20 protein-coding genes are annotated in these 20,450 nt (G+C 70.6%); 7 read left to right on the top strand and 13 right to left on the bottom strand.

Annotation, left to right across the window (positions count from 1 at the left end; all coding sequences use genetic code 11):
* Positions 1-55 precede the first annotated feature (55 nt).
* The 4 genes from M8C17_RS13550 to M8C17_RS13535 all read right to left on the bottom strand — a co-directional run bounded on the left by M8C17_RS13550 (position 56) and on the right by M8C17_RS13535 (position 5,221).
* On the bottom strand, positions 56-2,557 hold the full coding sequence (locus M8C17_RS13550) for a hypothetical protein (protein ID WP_252416811.1): 2,502 nt from the start codon (positions 2,555-2,557) through the stop codon (positions 56-58).
* Positions 2,558-2,716: 159 nt separating this feature from the next.
* Positions 2,717-4,078 (bottom strand): permease prefix domain 1-containing protein, encoded by a 1,362-nt coding sequence (locus M8C17_RS13545; RefSeq protein WP_252416810.1) that lies wholly within the window; start codon positions 4,076-4,078, stop codon positions 2,717-2,719.
* Positions 4,075-4,449, bottom strand: a complete 375-nt coding sequence (locus tag M8C17_RS13540; RefSeq protein ID WP_252416809.1) for a PadR family transcriptional regulator — start codon at positions 4,447-4,449, stop codon at positions 4,075-4,077. Before M8C17_RS13540 ends, M8C17_RS13545 begins: the two co-directional genes overlap by 4 nt.
* Positions 4,450-4,546: 97 nt before the next feature.
* Positions 4,547-5,221: a hypothetical protein gene (locus tag M8C17_RS13535; protein ID WP_252416808.1), complete on the bottom strand. Its 675-nt coding sequence runs from the start codon at positions 5,219-5,221 to the stop codon at positions 4,547-4,549.
* A gap of 177 nt (positions 5,222-5,398) precedes the next feature.
* Between M8C17_RS13535 and M8C17_RS13530 the strand changes: the two genes are divergently transcribed.
* From M8C17_RS13530 to M8C17_RS13515, 4 genes are all read left to right on the top strand, one after another.
* Positions 5,399-6,616 (top strand): HupE/UreJ family protein, encoded by a 1,218-nt coding sequence (locus tag M8C17_RS13530; RefSeq protein WP_252416807.1) that lies wholly within the window; start codon positions 5,399-5,401, stop codon positions 6,614-6,616.
* A gap of 142 nt (positions 6,617-6,758) precedes the next feature.
* A complete protein-coding gene (locus M8C17_RS13525; protein ID WP_252416806.1) occupies positions 6,759-8,732 on the top strand; it encodes a metallophosphoesterase family protein in 1,974 nt (657 codons plus the stop codon).
* 90 nt (positions 8,733-8,822) lie between these two features.
* A complete protein-coding gene (locus M8C17_RS13520) occupies positions 8,823-9,893 on the top strand; it encodes a WxL protein peptidoglycan domain-containing protein (RefSeq protein WP_252416805.1) in 1,071 nt (356 codons plus the stop codon).
* Between the two features lie 134 nt (positions 9,894-10,027).
* Positions 10,028-10,999 carry an NADP-dependent oxidoreductase gene (locus tag M8C17_RS13515; protein ID WP_252416804.1) on the top strand — a complete coding sequence of 324 codons (972 nt, stop codon included), beginning with the start codon at positions 10,028-10,030 and terminating at the stop codon, positions 10,997-10,999.
* On the opposite strand, the gene M8C17_RS13510 is transcribed toward M8C17_RS13515, so the two are convergent.
* On the bottom strand, positions 10,996-11,736 hold the full coding sequence (locus M8C17_RS13510) for a TioE family transcriptional regulator (RefSeq protein WP_252417134.1): 741 nt from the start codon (positions 11,734-11,736) through the stop codon (positions 10,996-10,998). The two genes, M8C17_RS13515 and M8C17_RS13510, sit on opposite strands and share 4 nt — an antisense overlap.
* Positions 11,737-11,802: 66 nt before the next feature.
* On the opposite strand from M8C17_RS13510, the gene M8C17_RS13505 reads away from it, so the two are divergent.
* The gene (locus tag M8C17_RS13505) at positions 11,803-12,312 is read left to right on the top strand and encodes a DUF6194 family protein (RefSeq protein ID WP_252416803.1); all 510 of its coding nucleotides are present in this window, start codon (positions 11,803-11,805) and stop codon (positions 12,310-12,312) included.
* Positions 12,313-12,316: 4 nt separating this feature from the next.
* Here M8C17_RS13505 and M8C17_RS13500 read toward each other — a convergent pair whose 3' ends face one another.
* From M8C17_RS13500 to M8C17_RS13480, 5 genes are all read right to left on the bottom strand, one after another.
* Entirely contained in the window at positions 12,317-12,907 is a 591-nt protein-coding gene (locus M8C17_RS13500) for an HAD family phosphatase (protein WP_252416802.1), read from the bottom strand.
* A 57-nt stretch (positions 12,908-12,964) separates the two neighbouring features.
* Positions 12,965-14,245: a sigma-70 family RNA polymerase sigma factor gene (locus M8C17_RS13495; RefSeq protein ID WP_252416801.1), complete on the bottom strand. Its 1,281-nt coding sequence runs from the start codon at positions 14,243-14,245 to the stop codon at positions 12,965-12,967.
* Between the two features lie 2 nt (positions 14,246-14,247).
* Complete coding sequence (locus tag M8C17_RS13490; protein WP_252417133.1) at positions 14,248-14,595, bottom strand: YciI family protein; 348 nt, start codon at positions 14,593-14,595, stop codon at positions 14,248-14,250.
* A 105-nt stretch (positions 14,596-14,700) separates the two neighbouring features.
* Positions 14,701-15,903: a low temperature requirement protein A gene (locus M8C17_RS13485; RefSeq protein WP_252416800.1), complete on the bottom strand. Its 1,203-nt coding sequence runs from the start codon at positions 15,901-15,903 to the stop codon at positions 14,701-14,703.
* A gap of 41 nt (positions 15,904-15,944) precedes the next feature.
* Entirely contained in the window at positions 15,945-16,604 is a 660-nt protein-coding gene (locus M8C17_RS13480) for a winged helix-turn-helix transcriptional regulator (RefSeq protein WP_252416799.1), read from the bottom strand.
* Positions 16,605-16,676: 72 nt separating this feature from the next.
* Between M8C17_RS13480 and M8C17_RS13475 the strand changes: the two genes are divergently transcribed.
* On the top strand, positions 16,677-17,399 hold the full coding sequence (locus M8C17_RS13475) for a hypothetical protein (RefSeq protein WP_252416798.1): 723 nt from the start codon (positions 16,677-16,679) through the stop codon (positions 17,397-17,399).
* A gap of 60 nt (positions 17,400-17,459) precedes the next feature.
* Here M8C17_RS13475 and trpS read toward each other — a convergent pair whose 3' ends face one another.
* The 3 genes from trpS to M8C17_RS13460 form a co-directional block, all read right to left on the bottom strand.
* Positions 17,460-18,518 carry a tryptophan--tRNA ligase gene (gene trpS / locus M8C17_RS13470; protein ID WP_252416797.1) on the bottom strand — a complete coding sequence of 353 codons (1,059 nt, stop codon included), beginning with the start codon at positions 18,516-18,518 and terminating at the stop codon, positions 17,460-17,462.
* Positions 18,519-18,604: 86 nt separating this feature from the next.
* Positions 18,605-18,781, bottom strand: coding sequence for a hypothetical protein (locus M8C17_RS13465; protein WP_252416796.1), 177 nt, complete (start codon positions 18,779-18,781; stop codon positions 18,605-18,607).
* A gap of 48 nt (positions 18,782-18,829) precedes the next feature.
* Positions 18,830-19,330 (bottom strand): PRC-barrel domain-containing protein, encoded by a 501-nt coding sequence (locus M8C17_RS13460; RefSeq protein ID WP_252416795.1) that lies wholly within the window; start codon positions 19,328-19,330, stop codon positions 18,830-18,832.
* A gap of 150 nt (positions 19,331-19,480) precedes the next feature.
* On the opposite strand from M8C17_RS13460, the gene M8C17_RS13455 reads away from it, so the two are divergent.
* Positions 19,481-19,744 carry an SCO4848 family membrane protein gene (locus tag M8C17_RS13455; RefSeq protein WP_252416794.1) on the top strand — a complete coding sequence of 88 codons (264 nt, stop codon included), beginning with the start codon at positions 19,481-19,483 and terminating at the stop codon, positions 19,742-19,744.
* The last annotated feature ends 706 nt before the right edge of the window (positions 19,745-20,450 follow it).

The following is a 20,450-nucleotide window of genomic DNA, read 5'->3' as shown; positions in this document are numbered from 1 at the left end:
GACGAGCAGCGCCGATCGGGCATGGCAACCAGCCGGTCGGCCCGAACTCAGGTTGTCACGCGGCCGGGCGGCGCGTGTCCGGCCATGGCGTTCCCGGCTGCACGAGTGGCCGGTGAGGGGGTCGGGTCACCGCCGCCGTGGGGGCCGAGACGGCCGTGACGGCGGTGTAGTCGTCCCGACTGGCCGTCACCGCGACGGTGAGCCGCTTTCCGTACAGCGCCAGGGGGATCGTGAACGTCGCGCCCGTCGCGCCGGCGATCGGGACACCGTTCGCCGACCACTGGTACTGGTAGGCGGTCGCGGTCGGGCTCCACTGGCCCGGGTTCGCGGTGACGGTGCCCCCGACGGCCACGGTCCCGGTGATCGTCGGTGGGCTGACCGTGCCGATCGGCGGAGGCGGGGTGATCGTGAGGGCGCCGACAAGGACCACGGGCTGTCCTGCCCCATAGGGGCGCAGGGTCAGGCTGGCCTGGCCGGTCGGAGCGCCCGCGACGTTCACGTCGGCCGTCATCGTCGTGCCGTCCGCCGAGACGGACTTCACCGTCGCGCTCCGGGGCTGCCCCGCGGCGGGGGTCACCTGGAGTTCGTCATGCGGGTGCAGCCCAGTGCCGCGGACGGTGATCGTCCGGACGCCGACCGCCGGCACGGTGGCCGGAGCGACCGAGGTGACCGTGGGCGGACCTGCCGTGATGGTGAAGCGGTACCGGGCGATCGCGGACGGGAAACCAACGGCGTTGACGCGGCGGACGTCCAGGCTCTGCGGACCGGACGCCGTCGGCGTCCAGGTCAGCGTGGCGGTGCCGTCCGCCTGGGCGGGGATCGCGACGTACGGTTCCGAGTTGATCGAGTAGAGGTACCCGACCGGGTCAGGCAGGGTCGACCTGAAGGTGAAGGTGCCTGTGGCGAGCCGGCCGGTACCGGTCGTCGGGAAGTCGGTCGAGGTGACCTGCGGCTCGTCCGTCGTCGTCCAGACCGAGCTGCCGCTGTCCGTCTGCACTCCGGCGGCGTCGCGAGCGACGACGATGACGTAGTTGTGGCCGATCGCCATCGACGTGAAGCCGAAGGTGACGCTGCCGTCGGCGGCCGGCTTGAGGACCTGCTTCGTGGCCTCGTCGCTGTTCAGCGTCGCCACGTACTCGACGATGTTCGCCATCTGGCTGCGGGCCTTGAAGGTGGACGGCGTCCCCGCGTAGGCGTCGCCGGTGCGGGTGACGGTCGGTGCCGCGCCGTCGACCGAGATGGGTTGCCAGCGCGGCTCGGAGAGCGCGCCGTCCGCGTCGCGGCTCTGGATGCGCAGCCCGTCGAGGCCGGTCTCCGTGGCCGTCCAGGTGAGGTCGGCGGTGCCGTCGGCGCGAGCCGGAACAACGGTCTTCTCGATCGGCCGGTCCTGCTGGCGTGAGTACGCCGGCCAGTAGAGGTAGGCCTCGACGCTCGGTGTCCGGGGCGCGAGATGGAAGGTGAGTGACGAGCCGATCGTCACGTCCCCGCGCGTGTCACCGGTGACGGTCGGGCCGTTGTCGACGAGGAATTCGTAGGCGCGGGGAGCGTGCGCCGAGCCGTCGCGCGTGACGCTGTGGACGTACAGGGTCTGCAGGCCACCGCGGGTCGGGGTGATCGTGGCCGTCGCCGTCCCGTCGGCGGCTGCCGGCACGCTACCCGAGGGGCCGTTCCCGTCGATCCGCCAGACGAAGGACTCCGTGTCGGCGACGGTGGTGGTCAGCGTGAACGCGCCGGGCACGCCGACGTTGTAGTCGAGGTTCGAGCCCGAGTTCGGGTACGCGTACGAGTACACCGACGGGCGGGTCTCCTTGACCATGTAGTCGTGGCCGGTTGGCGCGGACCAGTTCCCGGCCCGGTCGACGGCCCGGACGATGAGTGAGTGGTAGCCGGCCACCAGGGGCGTCCAGTTGAGTGTCGCCGGTCCGCCTAGCCACTGCGCCTCCACGGTGGACTCCACGTACTCGTACGGCAGCTCGCTGGAGTAGAACCGGTACCGGTAACTGACGGTGTCGTCGGAGGCCGAGGTCAGGGTGAAGACACCCGGCACTCCGATCGCGCCGTTGCCGATCCAGCCGCTGGCCGGATATTGCGCGGAGGTGACAGTGGGTGCCGGGCCGGCGGTGCGGTCGACCGTGAAGTGGCACGTGCTGCTCCACGGCGAGGCGTCCGCGTGATCGAGGATGCGCACGCGCCAGGCGTAGGTGACCCCGTCGAGCTGCTTCGCCCTGTCCGCGAGGTGGACGAAGACCTGGTCGCTCTGGTCGGCGATGTCGACGAGCCACTGCTGCGGGTGCGCCGGGTCGACGACGTCCCACACCTGGAAGTCGGCCCGCAGGCCGGCCCCCTCGCCCGTACGGCTGAAGGTGCCCTGTAGCGCGACAGCCTGGGCGATGCCCAGCCTTTCCGGGTTCAGGTACGGCCCCGGCGCAGCGGTGACACACGGCTGACCGGCCGTCGTGAGGTTGGTCGGTGCGGCCACCACGGCGGCGGCTGCCGGAGCGGCCGTGACCCCCAGAGTGGCCCCGCAGCCGAGCGCCGATGCCACGACCAGCGCCATGATCCGACGATGAACACGCGAAGGTGTGCGCAACAAGGTCTCCCATGAGGTGACGGGCTCTTGATCACCCGCGGGGAGAAGGATCGCATGCCGGTCCGACCAACGGGAGCCCCGTTTACCGGCCGCACGTGAGCCGAGTTGTCGGAGGCGCGCTCCGGCTCAGGCGAAGTCGAACAGGGGCGGAAAGGCGAGGACGACCGCCCAGGCCCACGCGGCGTACACGACCACGTAGCGGGTCTGCCAGCGCTCCAGGCGGGCGAAGGGCATGCGGCCACGCACAAAGCCGAGGTACAGCCATGCCGACCAGACGAGGTTGGTGAGCAGGACGAGGTTCTCGCCCAGTGCGGCCGTCTTGTTGGGGCTGAAGCCCCATTCGGTGATCCGACCCGTGATCGCGGCCAGCACCAGGACGTCGATGACCAGAGCGCTGACGACGAGCGCGAGTTGCAGGCGGTCGAAGAGGCCGGGGCGGGCGGTGAGGTCGCGGGCGGAGATGGCGTACAGCAGCATGCCCAGCACGATGACGAGCAGCAGGTCGAAGAGGATGAGCGCGTCGCGCTCGACGTCGATGCCGCTGGTGGTCCAGATGATGGCCACGAGGAAGGTCAGCAGGGTGGCCGTGAAGAGCGGCGTGAAGACGCGGGTCAGCACCGGCGCCATGTTCTCGATGACGCTCTGCTTCGCCTCCACCAGCCACGCCGCCACGATGACCGCGGCCACGGCGCCGCAGGGCAGCAGCCAGGACTGGATGAACCCCTCGGCGTCCAGGCCGATGGCTCCGAAGGCGTTCACCGTGAACGCCGTGAGCACACCGCCGCCCAGTCCGATGAGGACGAAGTAGATCAGCCACTCCCCGGTGAACCGGATGAAGTCCATCCGTCGCCGGTCTGACCGCCAGTCGCCACCGGCGTACGCGACGCCGACGACCAGCCACAGGGCTATCGGCAGGTGGATCGCCGTGAGCACCACGGTCTGCGAGTCGTCGGCCAGCGGATACGCGTTCGCGGCGACCGCGCCGAGCACGAACAGCACCGCGAGCGCCCCGATGACGCGAAGACCGACCCGGCGTTGCCAGGCGAAGTATGCGGCGAGCGCCGGCAGGGCGAAGAGGCTGGCATTCCGCGCGTAAAAGCTGCCGTCCTGGGACAGGTCAAGCCCGAACAGGGCCGGCACCTTGATCGCCAGCGCCGCGACGGCCGCACAGAGCACCATGACGGCCAACTCGCGACGGGATCGGGCGGCGGTGGGCGCGTCCGGCTCGCCGGGCAGCACGAGTTGCTTCCACAGCCGCTCGGAGTGCTCGCGAGCGAACTCCCGGGACAGCTCGTCGAGGCTGCCCATCCGCTTGACCGCGATGAGGAACGACTCGTCGGGTCGGAGGCCGGCCTCTGTCAGTTCGGTGATCCGGCTGCGGAGGTGGTCTTCCAGCTCGTCGGCGTCGGTGTGGTGCAGCTCCCGGCGGCGGTGCATGTAGGCCCGCCACTCGGCGATCTGGCCCTCCAGGTCGTTGTCGACGGTCACAGCCCCGCCCCCCAAGCCGGTGCCGGGGTCGGCCTGATGGACGGCGTCGTGCTCCAGACGCCCCGCAGGGCGTCGACGACCGCGGCCCACTGGCGGCGCTGCTCGGCGAGCTCGGCCCGACCCTGGTCGGTGATGCGGTAGTACTTGCGGCGTCGCCCCCCTTGCGGGGTTTCCCAGGCCGACTCGACGTGGCCGAGCCGCTCCAACCGGTGCAGCAGGGGGTAGAGCAGGCCGTCGGTCCACTCGAGTTGCCCGCCCGAGAGGTCGTTGACCTGCTTGAGGATCGCGTAGCCGTAGCTCTCGCCCTCAGCGAGGATCCCGAGCACGAGCGGCGTCGCCGAGGCCGCGACGAGGTCCTTGGTGATGTGCATGCGAACCGCCTATACCTAGAGCTGCAATGCATAGTAGTTCTAGGTATAGCGCTCACGCAATCGAACCGCCGTCAGGGGCGCCCCGCACCCACCCCATTCACTGGGGCTCGTCGAGCCAGACCACGATCCCGGTCAGGTCGGTGAGCACGGCGGCAACCCCCGCCCGGATGGCGGCCGCGCAGCGCTCGGCCGTGAACGAGTCAGGGTCGTACGTCGAGGACATGCCGAGCCCTTCACCCCGGAACGACGCGCCGGACCAGTCGGCCGCCGTGACGTTGTGGGTGGGCTCGGCCAGTTCTGCGCCCACCACGAGGAACTGCTGGTCCAGGTGGTTGGGGGTGACCAGCGCGAGGGGGTCGATGAGGTCGTTGCCCGCCGTGACGATGAGATCCGGGCCCATCTCCATGGCCCTGGTGATGCCGGGGACGGCGTCGTGGGCGTCGCCGACGACGACCTTCCTGAGGGCGACGCCCTCGTCGTCGGCCCAGTCCTCGACCGCCGTCACGAGCGCCTTGGTCGGACGGTCGTCGCCGGCGGTGAGCAGCACGACCCGGTAGTCCTTCGAGGGGTGGACGCCGGCCCACGAGCCGGGTCGCGGCTTGACGGTCGCCTCGGGAGCGGGCGTGGTGGAGGGGTCGATGAATCCCGGGCCGAGGGAGCCGATGGCGGCGGGCCTGGGGCGCGGCTGTGACCAGTCGTCACCGGAGTTGCATCCGGTGATCAGTGCGGCGGTCGCGGCCAGCATGGCAACGGCCCGGAGCGGGGGGCGCAAGGTGATCGTCCTCCGGAGGTGGTGGCGGAAGGTGTCGCCTCGTATTCCTATCTCAGATCCGGTCGTCGGAAATCCGTAGGCGGCCGTTCCGGGTCTTTGTTTTCCAGCGGTTCTCCGGCGGGCGGGCTCGTGTTCACCCGTGCCGTGCAACGTGCACTGGCCAACCGAGGGAGCCGCATGTCAGGGCACGTCCGCCGTACCGTTGTCGTCGCTGTTGTCTCGATCGCTGCGGCGATTCTTTCCTTTTTGAGCGCCGGGCCGGCGTCGGCGCACGGGTTTTCGTCCACCGTCTACGCGAAAATCATTGCGGGAGACGAGGGTCACATTCGGACGGCGTTGGGGCTCGAATACGACCTTCTCGTCGTGTCCGCCGCCGATTCTGGCGACGATGATGCGCTCTTCCAGGCGGGAACGGCCGCGTTCGAAGCGAAGGACACCCCGCGAGAGGCTGGCGCGCTCAACACCCACGCCGAAACAGTGCTGAGGTATGTGACCGACCGTTTCTCGGTGACCTCGAAGGGCGTGGCCTGTCGGCCGGAGCAGGTGACTGACGCGATCATCGGCTGGCGCGAAGGCGTGCCGTACGCCAGTCTGCTGCTCGACTGGACCTGCCCGCAACGGGCCGACGAGCACGAGGTGCGCAGCGGCCTGTTCGCCGACGACGAGGGCTACGTCAAGGGCACCAAGACGATCGTCACCTACGAGATCGACGGCCGGTCGGGCAGCGCGGCGCTCGACGCCGCCAACCCCTCGTTCTCCACCGGCCAGGCCTGGTACGAACGGTTCGGGGAGTTCTTCCTGCTGGGTGCCGAGCACCTGCTCTCCGGGATCGACCACATTCTGTTCCTGCTGGCGCTGATCGCCGGGTCGCGGCGCCCTCGGGAGATCGTGCTCGCGGCCACGAGCTTCACCCTGGCGCACTCGGTGACGTTCATGCTCGCCGCCCTCGGCCTGGTCGACGTGCCGGCGAGCATCGTGGAGCCGGTCATCGCGCTGTCGATCGCCGTGGTGGCGGGCTGGCACCTGTGGGGGATCTGGCGGCGCGGCGGCCATGCCACCGACCTCGATGCCACGGGCCGCGGCCATTTCAGTCTGGACCGATCCGGCTGGATCCGTCTCGGCGTGGTGTTCTGTTTCGGCCTCGTGCACGGCCTCGGTTTCGCGGGTGCGCTCGGGATCGACGAGTCATGGTCGTGGACTCTGCTGTGGTCGCTTCTGGTGTTCAACGTCGGCATCGAGGTCGTTCAGTTGGCCATTATCGCCGCAGTCTTTCCGCTGCTGATCGTGCTGCGACGGCGTACGCCGAAAGTCGGCCTCTGGGCGACCGGCGCTGTTTCTGGGGCGGTGTCCATTATGGGCCTGATCTGGTTCGTGCAACGCGTGTCCGGATCGTGAGTAAGGCTAAGTACCTCGGGAAGTGCAGCCAACCGCAAGATCACGTTCATGGTTGGTTCATCAGGCAGCGAAAGCTTGAGTTTGCTTGCCCATCGTCGGGCGAAGCTCATCCATTTCTCTATTTGAAAAGGGAACAATGTCGATGACATTGAGCACCTCGACAGGGGCCCGCGGGCTCGCACGGCGGCGCGCCGTCGCCGGGGTCGTGGCGGGATTCCTCGGAATCACCGTGGCCCTCGGCAGCGGCCTGACGGCCTCCGCCAGCGCGGCCGAGTCCACCACGATCACCGGCATCGTCCTCGGCGTCGGCGCGAACGAGACCCAGCGGGTCGTGACCTGGTACTCCTCCGCCGACACGGCGCAGAAGATCCAGCTCGCCCCGACCGCCGAGATCGTGAACGGCGAGTTCCCGGCCAGCGCCGTCAGCTTCGACGCCGTTGGCGCGGCGAACACCTCCACCACCGGCTTCAACCGGCACGCGACGATCAGCAACCTGCGTGAGAAGACCGCGTACTCGTACCGGGTCGGCTCCGAGGGCAACTGGTCCCCGGCGTACGCCTTCAAGACGCAGGACTTCGAGGGCGACTACGACTTCCTGTTCTTCGGCGACCCCCAGATCGGCTCCTCCGGCGACCGGCTGAAGGACCAGGCCGGCTGGGAGGAGACGCTGAAGGTGGCCACCGGGGCCAACCCGAACGCCGAACTGCTGGTGTCGGGCGGCGACCACGTCGAGTCCGCCAACGACGAGGGTCAGTGGACCTCGTTCCTGGCGCCCGACCAGCTACGTCAGTACCCCCTCGTCGCGACGATCGGTAACCACGACGTCGGCGGCAAGTCCTACGAGCAGCACCACTTCACCCCGAACACGGACCGCTCGTCGCAGTACTACAGCGGGGACCAGTCGACCCGGTCCGGCGGTGACTACTGGTTCATCCACAAGGACGTGCTGTTCATCGACCTGAACAGCAACAGCTACGCCAACCCCGCGGACGGCTCCCTCGGCGGCGACGCGGCGCACGTCGCATACGTCACCGACGTCATCAACAAGCACGGCGCCGAGGCCAAGTGGAAGGTGCTGGTCTACCACCACTCCATCTACTCGCCGGCCACCCACGCCACCGACACCGACAACAAGCAGCGTCGGGAAGACTTCACCACGGCCTTCTCCAACCTCGGCGTCGACATGGTGCTGCAGGGGCACGACCACAGCTACTCCCGTAGCTACTCCATCAAGAACGGCCAGAAGGAGAACCCGGCGGAGAAGCCGGGTGCTGCTGACGTCTTCCCCGGCCCGGGCGGCGTCCTCTACGTGACGGCCAACTCGGCCTCGGGCTCGAAGTACTACGACATCAAGAAGCCGGACGCCACCGGCACCGGTGTTCGCGGCAACGGTCCGGACCCCCTGGACCCGAGCAAGTACTGGTACAACTCGGTGCAGAACCAGGAGCACGTCCGCAGCTACGTCAAGGTGCAGGTACGCGGCGACAAGCTCGTCCTGCAGAACGTTCGCAGCGGCACCTGCGCGGCACCGAACGCGGCCGTCGAGAAGGGCCTCTCCTGCACCAACACCGCCGAGGGTCAGCCGGTCGGCTCGATCGTCGACAACGTGACGGTGCACCCGTACCACGGTGACGGCCAGGCCATCCAGGTCAACGTGCCGAGCCCGGCTCCGGGTGAGTTCGGCTGGACGATCGACGGCTACAACGGCCTGGTCGACCTCGGTACCGCACAGGAGCGTGACGGCACCTACTTCCAGGCGAACGGCAAGATCAACCCGATCCTCGTGTCGGACAGCCGCCGCACGCTCGCCCCGTGGTCGATCTCGGCCAACGTGGGTGACTTCCAGGACGCCGACAAGACGTTCTCCGGCTCCTACCTGGGCTGGACCCCGTACGTGCTCGACGCCGGCGCCGGCGCCGAGGCCGGTGCTCCGGTCCTGTCGGGCTTCGACGACCAGGGCAAGGGCCTGTCGGTCTCCAGCGGCCTCGCCGCGGCCGCACAGGGTCACCCCCGCGGCGGCGCCAAGCTCGGTGCCGACCTGGATCTGAAGATCCCGGACAGCATCGCGAAGGGCAGCTACCGCACCACCCTCACGATCACCGCGCTGAGCAGCTGATCGATCCGTTCCACCGGGCGGGGTAGGCACCAGCAGGTGCCTACCCCGCCACCCGTTGCAAGCCTCCCAAGATCACCTCAAGGACCCGACATGAACGCGTCCGTCAGGCGCTGGAAGACCACGACCGCCACACTCCTTCGTACGGCCACTCTGGCCCTGCTCGCCACCTCCGCCGTCGCCGGCCTGGCCACGGGCCCCGCCCTCGCGGCGGACGGCGACGTCGCCTGGACGGTCCGGACGGCCTCCAACAGCTACGGCGCGGCCCGGTCCAGCTACAGCTACAACGTCAACCCCGGCGGTGTGGTCGAGGACGAGATGGTCGTCGCCAACCGCGGCAAGGCGCCCTTGAAGCTGTCCGTGTACGCCGCCGACGGCTTCACGACCGAGGCCGGTCAACTCGACCTGCTCCCGCGGGACAAGACGTCGACCGCGATCGGGGCCTGGGCCCGGGCCGGCACCGGCAGCGTCGCCATCCAGCCTGGGAAGACCGCCCAGGTCCCCTTCACGATCAGCGTTCCCGAGAACGCCACGCCCGGCGACTACGTCGGCGGCATCCTCACCTCGCTGACCCAGGCCGAACAGGCCGAGGGCATCAACGTGGACCGGCGCCTCGGCATCCGGATCAAGTTGCGGGTCGGCGGCGAGCTGAAGCCGAGCCTCGCGATCGACGACCTCCACGTGACGTACGGCGGCACGTTCAACCCGTTCAGCAAGGGTGACGCCACCGTCAGCTACACGATCCGCAACACCGGCAACGCCGCCCTCGCCGGCAAGCAGGCGGTGTCCGTCTCGGGCCCGTTCGGGTCGCTGCGGGTCAAGGCGGGCGGGATCTCCGCACCCCCGGAGTTGCTGCCTGGTGAGAGCTGGAAGGTGACGGTGCCCGTGCACGGCGTCGCTCCCACGGCCCGGCTGGCGGCGACCGCGACCCTCACGCCACTGCTCTCCGACGCGTCGGGCTCCATCACCCCGCTCAAGCCGGTCCAGGTCACGGCGCACGGCTGGGCACTGCCGTGGATGCTCGTGCTGGTGCTCGTCGTGCTGATCGCCGTGCTCGTCGGCGCGCTGCTGTACCGGCGCCGCAACCGCGTCGCGCGCAAGGCGCGTGAGGACGCCCGGGTGCGCGACGCCGTCGAGCAGGCGCTGCGCGGCCAGGAGGCGTAGACATCCCATCCGTGCCCGAGGCCACCGGCCGGCGGCGGTCGCCCTTGTGGGTGAACGGTGCGCGGGCCCGGACCGGGTCCGCCCCGGAGCCGGCATGCTGCGACGGGTGATGCCGGCGCGGAGAGGGAATCCAGATGGCTGACGGAGATGTGCCCGAGCGGATGCAGGCTGCGGCCTTCGACGAGTTCGGCGGGCCGGAGGTGATCAGCCTGCGGAAGCTGCCGGTACCGGAGGTCGCTGACGACGAGCTGCTCATCAAGGTGTGGAGCGCCGGCGTGGGGGTGTGGGACGCGTACGAGCGCCAGGGCGTGCTGGTGCCCGAAGGTGCCGAGTTCCCGATCGTGCCCGGCTCCGACGGCGCGGGGACCGTGGTCGCCGTCGGCAGCCAGGTGACCAACGTCGCGCCGGGCGACCTGGTCTACGTGTCCGCCACCACCCGACCGAAGGGCGGCTTCTACGCCGAGTACGCGGTGACGAAGGCGCAGTACGCGGCCAAGCTGCCCGAGGGTGTGCCGGTGGAGCACGCCGGCGCCATGCCCACCGACGCGTTGACCGCCCTGGCGGGGCTGGACACCCTGAGCCTGCCGGCCGGTGCCTGGCTGTTGATCTTCGGCGCGAGCGGCGGGCAGGGTCACCTTGCGGTGCAGTTGGCCAAGCGCCAGGGGCTCAACGTGATCGCGGTTGCCTCCGGGCGGGACGGGGTGGCGCTGGTGACCCGGCTCGGTGCCGACGTGTCCCTCGACGGCCACGGCGACCCAGCCGAGGTGCTGGCGCGGATCCGGGACGCTGCCCCGGAAGGGGTGAACGGCATCCTGGCCATGGCCGGCGGCAAGACGCTGGACCGGCTCACCGAGGCGCTCTCCGACGGCGGCGTGGTCGCGTACGCCCACGGTGTGCAGCCGGAGCCGAGCGAACGGCCCGGCATGTCGGTCCGGGCGTACGACGGTGTGGCCAACCCGCAGCAGTTGCAGCGCCTCAACGAACTGATCGAGGCCGGACCGTTCCAGGTGCACGTCGCCGAGACGTTCCCCCTCGGCAAGGCGGTGGAGGCGCACCGGCGGCTCCAGAGCTCCCACCCGGGCAAGCTGCTGCTGACGATCGTCTAGCGCCGGGCGGCCGGGCTGTCACCGTTCGTCGCCGCGAGGTAGTCGGCGAGGTGGCCGGCGGCAACGAGCATCGCGTGGCCGCGGGCGGCCAGCCGCTGCCGCCAGGCGTGCAGGGACGCCACGAGTGGCTCGGGGCCGTCGGCGGCGCGTACCTGCCGAATCACCGTCGCGATGTGGTCCAGCAGGTAACCGCCCCGGCGCAGGAGGTGGGCGAGTTCGGCGTCCCGGACGTCGTCCGGGCCGTACAGGCGCTGGCGGGAGGTGCGGTCGCGCGCCGGGGACAGGACGCCTGCCCGTTCCCACTTCCGCAGGGTCGCCGGTGTCACGCCGAGCCGGTGGGCGAGGTCGCCGACGGTCAGCGGCCGACCGGGCGGGCGGGGCGCGGGCGCGGCGGTGAGCACCCCGATCGTCGCCTCGACGGCGTCGAGGGTCTCGCGGTCGCGTACCAGTTGCACGTGACCGCTGTCGACGGCGCGCAGGGCGGCGTCCAGGTCACCGCGGACGGCCGCCCGCATGATCTCGCCGGCGCCCGCGTATCCGTGGCCCGCCACCAGCGCCAGGTAGGCGCGCAGCGCCGCCGCGTGCACCTCCGTGTACGCGCGGTAGCCGCTCGGCGTGCGCCGGGCGGCGGGGATGACGCCGTCGTGCTCGTAGTTGCGGACCGCCTGGCTGGAGATGCCGTGCTCCCGGGCCAGGTCGACCGGCCGGTAGGCGTGTCCTGCTTTTTGAGGGTTCAGCTACCGCTCCCTGAAGCGTTCGGGCGTACAAGTCTCAACGGGTGGTTCAACGATACGGTGAAGGTCATGGCTTCTTCATCAATGCCCGCCGCCTGGTCGTTCGGCCTCGGCGCCGACGACATCGCCGATCTCATCCTCGCCCTGCCCGAGGTGGCGGTCGTACGGGCCGACGAGGCGTCGGGCGCCCCGCGCTCCAGTTGGGGCGACCGGTTCTTCTTCGTCGGCCCGGACCGTCGCCGGCCGTTCGCCACCCTCGTCGGGCAGGACACCGCCGGCTTCGACGAGGATTCGCAGCTCGATCGGCCGGGCATCTTCCGGCTCAGCCTGGACCTCGGCCGCGAGGAGTTCCAGAACGTGTTCGGCTATCCGCCGGCGCAGTCCGACGACCACCGTTCCGTGGTCGACTTCAGCGCCCTCGACCAGGTCGTGCCCCATCCCGTCTACGGCACCCACGGCTGGGCGTGTGTGCTCAACCCGGGCCCGCGCAGCCTGGCCGAGGTCGACCGGTTGCTGGCGCACGCACACCAGCGGGCGTCGCGTCGGCACCAGCGCTCGCTGGACCGGCAGCGGCGCTGAGCGGTCAGCGCTCGCGGGGGTGCGGCACGCGTACCGACGCCATGCCGGCCGCGGTCGCGGCCTGGATGCCCAGGTCGGTGTCCTCGAAGACCAGGCAGGACCCCGGAGGTACGCCGAGGTGCGCCGCCGCCAGCAGGAAGGCCTCCGGGTCGGGCTTGGCCCGCGTGTAGTCGTCGGCGCACACCAGCACGTCGAACCGGTCGAGCAGGCCCAGCGCGTCGAGGGACGCGGTGACCGAGGCCCGGGTGCTGCCGGAGACGACGGCGAACGGCACCCGCTGGTGGGCGTCGTGGATGTGCGCCAGCACCTCCGGCACGGCGGCGAGCTGTGGCAGCAGCTCCTGGTAGTAGCTCTCCTGGCGCTCCATGACGGTCGCCACCGGCATGGTCAGACCGTGCCGCTCGTTCAGGGTGGCGATGATGTCGGCCACCGGCCGGCCACCCCAGGCGTAGAACAGATCCTCCGGGAACTCGCAGCCCCACTCGTCCAGGACCCGCTGCCAGGCCAGGTAGTGCAGCGGCATCGAGTCGACGATGGTGCCGTCACAGTCGAACAGGTACGCCGCGAACTCGCCGGGTGGCACGGTCAGACTCACCGGTGCAGGCTACAGCGCCTGCCGTGGCCGGCCAGGGGCGGCGGCCGGGCCCTCAGGTCAGTCGGACGGCCCGTCGGTGGTGACGGATTCGAGCCGGCGAAGCAGCTGCGCCCGTTCCGGCTCGGTGCCGACCAGCGTCAGCGCGCTCCGGTACGCCGCCGCGGCCTCGCCGTACCGGCCGAGTCGACGCAGCAGATCCGCCCGGGTCGCCGGATAGAGGTGGTAGCCGCGCAGCCGCGGATCGTCGGCCAACCCGTCCAGCAGGGCGAGCCCCGCCTCCGGCCCGTCCCGCATGGCCACCGCCGCGGCCCGGTTGAGTGCGACCACCGGCGAGGGGACCAGACCGAGCAGTACGTCGTACAGCGCCACCACCTGCGGCCAGTCGGTGCTGGCCACGTCGGCGGCCTCGTCGTGCAGCGCGGCGATTGCCGCCTGCACCCCGTACGGCCCGGGTGACCGGCCGGTCAGCGCGATCACCACCAACCCGCGCCCCTCCTCGATCATGGGGTGGTCCCAGCGTCCGCGGTCCTGGTCGTCGAGGAGGATCACCTGGCCGTCCGGCCCGGTACGCGCGGCGCGCCGGGCGTGGACCAGCAGCATCAACCCGAGCAGCCCGGCGACCTCCCGCTCGGCGGGCAGCAGCCGACGCAGGATTCGGGCCAGCCGGATGGCCTCCTCGGCGAGGTCGATGCGCTGGAGGTCCGGGCCGGAGCTGGCGGCGTAACCCTCGGTGAAGACCGAGTAGATCGCCTGGAGCACCGTGGGCAGACGTTCGGGCAGCTCGTCGGCACCGGGCACCCGGAACGGGATGCGCGCGTCGCGGATCTTCCGCTTGGCCCGGACGAGTCGCTGGGCCATGGTCGCGGGCGGCACCAGGAAGGCCCGCGCCACCTCGACCGTGGTGAGGCCGGCGAGGAAGCGCAGGGTGAGGGCTCCGCGATCCTGGGCGGGCAGGGCCGGGTGCGCGCAGGTGAAGAAGAGTGCCAGCCGGTCGTCGGGCAGGTCACGGTCCGCGTCCGCGGGCGGAGCCGGCGCGGCCCGTTCCGCCTCCGCCCGGAGCACGGCGAGCCGGGTGGCCAGCACCCGGTCGCGGCGCAGCCGGTCCACGGCACGGCGGCGGGCCGTGGTGAGCAGCCAGGCACCCGGCCGGCTCGGGACGCCACCGGTCGGCCAGTGCACCAGCGCCGCCTCGATGGCCTCGGAGGCGACCTCCTCGGCCAGGTCGAGGTCGCCGAAGCGGTGCACGAGCGAGGCGAGCAGCCGACCGCGTTCCTCCCGGAACACCGCCTCCACGGACGACCCGACAGGCCGCGCCCCGGCTGCCTCCTCGCCCGACACCGTCAGACCTCCACCTCGATCTCGGCGACCGGACGCACCTGGACCGACCCGCCGCCGAGGGCGCCCGGGCTGCGGGCCGCCCACTCCAGCGCGGCGTCGAGATCCGGCACGTCGATGATGTCGTACCCACCGAGCACCTCGCGGGTCTCGGCGAACGGCCCGTCGGTGATCGTGCGTTCGCCGGCCGGCCCGACCTGCACCGTCGTGCAGGTGGTGAGGTCCTGCAACGGGTGCCCGGACACCCAGATGCCGGCGTCCTTCATCTCGCGGTCGTAGCGGATCCAGTCCTCGAAGTCGCACCCGTCGACGGACGTCTCCCACTCCGTCGTCGGGCTCATGAACAGCAGCATGTACTTCACGTTCCGGCTCCTCTCGGTGCGGCGGGGGTCGCCGTACAGCATGACGACGAACGGACACCGGGGATGTCGACACGGCAGTCGGAGATCTTTCCCGGCCTACCCGTCGGCCGGTTCGAGCGGGGGATCGCGTCGCTCGACCCACTGTTCGTGGCAGGTCACAGCGAGCAGGAGGACGGTCAGCAGCGCGAGCGAGGCCAGTGCGGGCAGGGCCTGCCCGAGGGGCAGTAGTGCCGGTGGCAGCAGCGCGGCGACGACCTGCGTCGGGTGCACGGTACGGATGGTGAGCCGACGGAAGACCAGTCGGCTGATCAGGTAGAGGCCGGTGCCGCCGTAGAGCGCGGTGGCGGCGGGCCAGCCCAGCCGGTCGGGGTGCGACGCCTCCTCGCTGAGCTGACCGATCACCTGCTCGATGCCGAGCGCGACGTAGATGGCACCGATGATCAGGGGAGAGTGACCGAGGCCGTACGCGTCGCCGGCCACGGCGGCCCGGCGCTCGCCCGGCACCCCTCGGACAGCCTGCCGTGCCGCCGGCGCCAGCCGGTCGAAGTAGAGCCACCACAGGCAGACGGTGCAGGTCAGGCCGAGCAGCGCCGCCGCCAGGGCGGGGCTGCTCGGTGCCATCGATCTCGGCCCGGCACCGGCGGATATCAGTGACTCGCCGAGCGCGATGATCAGCACCAGGCCGAACCGCTCGGTGAAGTGGTCGACGCTGCGCAGTGGCCACGGCTCGTAGGCGGACGCCAACCGGGCGCCTCCGATGTCCACGAGGAACGCCACCGTCCAGAGCGCCGTCTGGGCGATGCCACCGAGCAAGGCGCCGACGACGAGCGGGATCCAGGCCAGCACCACCGGCACCGTGAAGAACCGGAGGGTCCGGCGGAGCGGCGCGTTCGTCGTGCTCGCCCAGAACAGCACCACGAGCTGCACCGCCCGGCCGATCGCGTAGGCCAGCGCGAGGGTGAGCGGCGCGTCGAGAACCTCCGGCCCCTGCTCCCAGGCGTCCGGCAGCACCAGCGCGGCCACGAAGATCGCCGCCATCGCGACCAGGGTGGCCGCGCGCGCCGGGCCGACGTCCGGGCGGACCAGGTTCCCCAGCCAGGTGTACGGCCCCCAGGAGTAGATCAGCAGCAGTAGGAGGAGGAGCCCCTGTGCCAGGGTGAGCGCGGTGGGTGGCTGCGCCATGAACGTGATGACCCGGGTGAGCGCGAAGACGAAGACCAGGTCGAAGAAGATCTCGAACATCGAGGTCCGGTGCGCTTCCGCAGCCGGGACCGGACGAAAGCCGGAAATCCTCCTCATCCTCGCAGTCTGCGGCAAGCGGGAACCGATCGATCGGCCGTTCAGCCGCTCTCATCGTCCGTCGGCGGCGAGAAGAGGGGGAAGAACCGCTCGGCGACCCGGATGTCGCCCTGCACCTCGATCGCGCCACGGGAGATCGCCGACCGCACCGGCGTGCCCCCGAACATCAGATCGCGCAGCGCGGCGACCGTGCCGGTGACCGTCACGTCGGCCTCGCTCGTCCGGCCGCGGACCACGGTGATCGTGTCCTGCCTCACCCCGACGTCGAACGCGTCGGTGCCCACCCGCAGCCCCAGCCGAGCGGTCAGTGGCTCGCCGGTCGGAGGGCGGTAGAGAGCCTTGAGCAGCAGCATGAACGCGTCCGTGCTCATCTCGCCGTCCGACTCGTCGGGCAGGCCGGCGCCCCAGCGGGACAGCTCGATCAGCGTCGACTCCAGCAGCCGCCCCCGCTCGGTCAGCTCGTACGCGTGCACGCTGGCCGGCGGCCCGAGCTGGACCCGCCGGACGATGCCGGACTGCTCCAGCTCCCGCAGCCGCTGGCTGAGCACGTTCTGGCTGGCCTTCGGCAGGCCTGCCCGCAGGTCACCGAAGCGCTTCGGCCCGAAGACCAGCTCTCGGACGATCAGCAGGGCCCAGCGTTCGCCGATGAGGTCCATCGCGCGCGCCGCCCCGCAGGCGTCCTGATAACTCCGCTGTGCCACGGCCCGATTCTAGTCGCTGCCCACCGTCCGGTGCTACGGTCGCACCGACCGGTCCTAACTTAGGAGTAAGCAATGGACGCACTGCTCGCTCACGTCGTCGAGCGACACGGCGGTCTGGACCGCTGGAACACCGCCTCGACCCTCACCGCCCGGGTCACCTACGACGGGCCGTTCTGGGAGTTCAAGGGCCGTCCGGACTTCGCCAGCACCGAACTGGTCGAGGCCGACCTGCACCGGCAGCAGGTCCGGCACGTTGATCAGGGAAGCGGCCAGGTCGTCGAGTACGACCGCGAGGCCGATCGTGTGACCGTCACCGCGGCGAACGGCACCCTGACCGAGGAACTGGACCATCCCCGGGCCAGCTTCGACGGGTACACCCTGGAAAGCCAGTGGTCGATCGCCCAGGCCGGCTACTTCCGCGCCTACGCCACCTGGCACTACCTGGTCGAGCCGGTGCTGTTCACGTGGCCCGGCGTCGAGGCCCACGAGGTCGAGCCGTGGACGGAGAACGGCGAGGTGTGGCGGGGTCTCAGCGTCACCTTCCCCGAGAACGTGGACACCCACAACGAGACCCAGCTGTACTACTTCGACGACAGCGGGCTGCTGCGGCGGATGGACTACCAACCGGCGGTCAACGGCTACTCGCCCACCGCGCACTACGTCAGCGGGCACACCCGGGTCGACGGCCTGGTCGTCCCGACGCGGCGCCGGATCCACATCCGCCAGGAGGACCGCACCCCGGACCTCTCCTGGACGCCCATCACGCTGGACCTGGCGGACGTCCACATCCGCTGAGTCCCGCCGGGTGCGAGCGTGGCGGATCCGGCGCAGCGTCGGTGACCGGACGCCCCGGCCTCAGACCGGGGCGTCCGTCCGCCGTCGGCTCCGTTCGGCCCGCCGACGAACCTGCTGGTACGCCCCGGTCAGCCCCATGGCCCGCCGGACCTCGACCAGCGTCTGCCGGACCTCCTGACGGGTCCGCTCGGTGCCCTCGACGATCAACCGGTCGACCAGCCCCCGGTCGGCCTCGATCTCGGCTCGACGCTCCCGGATCGGCGCCAGGAACCGCTCCAACGCGTCGACCAGCCGCTCCTTGACCTCCACATCGCCAACCCGCCCGGCCCGGTAACGCGTGGCCAGGTCGGCCACCTCGTCACGGTCCGGGTTGAACACCTCGTGGTACGCGAAGACCGGGTTGCCCTCCACGGTGCCCGGCACGTCGGCCCGCACCCGGTTCGGGTCGGTGTACATGCCGAGCACCTTGCGACGCACCGTGGCAGCGTCGTCGGACAGGGCGATCGTGTTGCCGCGGCTCTTGCTCATCTTGGCCGCGCCGTCGGTACCCACCAGGCTCGGCGTGTCCGCCGGGATCAGCTCGGGCACCGGGAAGACCGGCCCGTACAGGTGGTTGAACCGGCGGGCGATCTCCCTGGTCACCTCGACGTGCGCGGCGTTGTCCCGGCCGACCGGGACCACCTCCCCCTTCACGCAGAGGATGTCCGCCGCCTGGAGCACCGGGTAGCCCAGCAGCCCGTACGGCATCTCCTCCTTGCCCGCGTCCCGGGCCATGTCCTTCAGCGACGGCACCCGTTCCAGTCGGGGCACGGTCACCAGGTTCTGCAGGAGTGTGTTCAGGTCGCCCACCTCTGGGATGGCCGACTGGAGGTAGAACGTGGCCCGCGCCGGGTCGACGCCGGCGGCGAGGATGTCGGTCACCATCTCGCGGGCGTTGCCGGAGACCTGGTCGATGTCCTCGCGGCGGTTCCTGGTGGTCAGCATGTGCAGGTCGGCGATGATGAAGAAGCTCTCGTACCGGTGGTGCAGCCGCACCCGGTTGGCGATGCTGCCGACGTAGTGGCCGAGGTGCAGGCGGCCGGTGGGCCGGTCGCCGGTGAGCATTCGTGCGACGGACATGGTGGTGTGCCTCTCGTGCGGAAGGTGGATGACGCGTGGGCGCGCGCCGAGCGGGACGAATTCGCCCCGTCGGTCAGCGGGTCGGCTCAGCGAGCCGTCCGCCATCGCGCGCCGGCGCGGTACCGCAGACCACCAGCACGGAGTACGTCGAGGAGTTGCTCACGGCCATCGCCGGAGCTGATCGGGAACCCGGGCACCACACCGAGCGGGAGGCAGTCGACCATCTCGACCGCCTCCGGCGTGCAGTTGCTCGTCCGGACCACGGCTTCACGGTACCCGTGGTGCCGCGCCCGCACCGCCCGGTCGGTGGCTCAGCGCCGCGGGTCGGCGGCTTCGGTCGGGCGCTCCCGCTCGGGGTCCGCGGACTCCTGTGGCCGGTAGCGCTCCGCGTAGTAGCTGCCGACGCGTTCCCGGTACTCCGGGCCCGCCGACCCCGGGTCGAACGGCGGTGCGTCCCTGATCTCCTGCCGGGTCCGGTCGACGTGCACGCTGCGGTCCAGGTGGTCGACCCGGGCCACCGTGCCGGCCGGGAGCAGCACCTTGTGGCCGAGGATCCATGGACCCGTGTCGACAACCAGGTACCGCGCGTCCGCCTCGTGGCTCGCCTCGTCGATGGTGCCGATCCGCCCGTCGGTCGCCTGAACCCGGTAACCGACCAGGTCGATCGGCGTGCCGGGGCCGGGTGCGTCCGGTCCGTCGTGCCCACCGTCGGTGTTGTCCGGAGGGGTCACCGAGGGGGTCGTCTGCGTGTACCCGCCAGCGAGGGCGGACGGGTCGCGCCAGTCCCAGGGACTGAAGGTCGAGGGTTGCACGGGACACCTCCGGTGACGGTCTTCGGCTGTCCCGTTCCGCAGTGCCCATCCGGCTGGGAGCGGAAACGGCGGCAGTGTCGAGTGCGGGAGGATCGCCGCCCGTAACAGGTCGCAGCTGGGTGGGCAGGTCCGCTGGCATACTCGGCTGCCATGGTGCTGTCGCGTGGGTGGGCCGTCTTCCTGGTCGGGGTCGGAATCTGGACCTGGGTGATCTGGCCGAGGTTCGCCGTCGCCATCTGGCAGGACCCGCGTTCCTGGGCGTCCGGAACGGTGGGGGACGGCGCGGCGACCAGCTTCCTGTGGGTGCACGCCCTGCTGATCGGCGCGTCCCTGGCGATCGGAACCACCGTCGGTGTCCTCGGCATCCGGGCCTGGTTCGCCGCCCGCCGGCGCCAGCAGCGCCCGGTGGCCTGACGGCCTGCGGGGCCGCCAGTCGGGAGCCGACCGGTCACACCGGGTGAACCGACGACCCGCCCAGCCGCGCCCGCGTTCCGTCGAGGAAAACCACCAGGTCGCGCTGACCTGGGGAAACGCCTCGGCGCAGCGAGTGTGACGCGGGACGCTCCCCCCGGATTTGACGATCAAACCCGCAGACGCGTAACTTTCTCTCTGCCAGCGCGGAACGGGGCAAACGGGACGAAGTCCTGAAGCACCGAATCGGGCTGGCAGCCGGGTCAGGCAGGGGTTCGCTCCTGTGAGACACGGTCCGGGCGGGGCTCGCCGAATCGGCCGCGAGGCGGATTTGGTGCGGCGAAGCCGACCGGGTAAGGTTTACGACCGGCAGGGAACCGGGCGAGCTAGCGGGAGACCGCAGCGGCCGGCCTGCCAAATCCGACGACCTGACGCAGCGGTTCGCTGCTGCGTGAGTGCGCCGGGACCAACCCGTACGAAGCACGACAGACCGGGACACACGGTTTGACACGGCGAAGACGGTGAGGTAACGTAGTAAAAGTGCCCGCCGCCACTGAGCGGCGGGGACGCGAACGAAAGCCCCGAGTTGGGCCTCACGGTGTGGGGTTCTGGTCGGTGTGTGGTTGTTCTTTGAGAACTCAACAGGGTGCTTGATAAGCCAGTGCCAATTATGATTTATACCCCGGACTGGTTGGGCTTTTGGGTCTGA

Origin of the sequence: Micromonospora sp. RHAY321, assembly GCF_023896955.1 — a bacterium.
Taxonomy (GTDB): Bacteria; Actinomycetota; Actinomycetes; order Mycobacteriales; family Micromonosporaceae; genus Micromonospora.
This window is presented reverse-complemented; position numbering and strand designations above follow the sequence as displayed.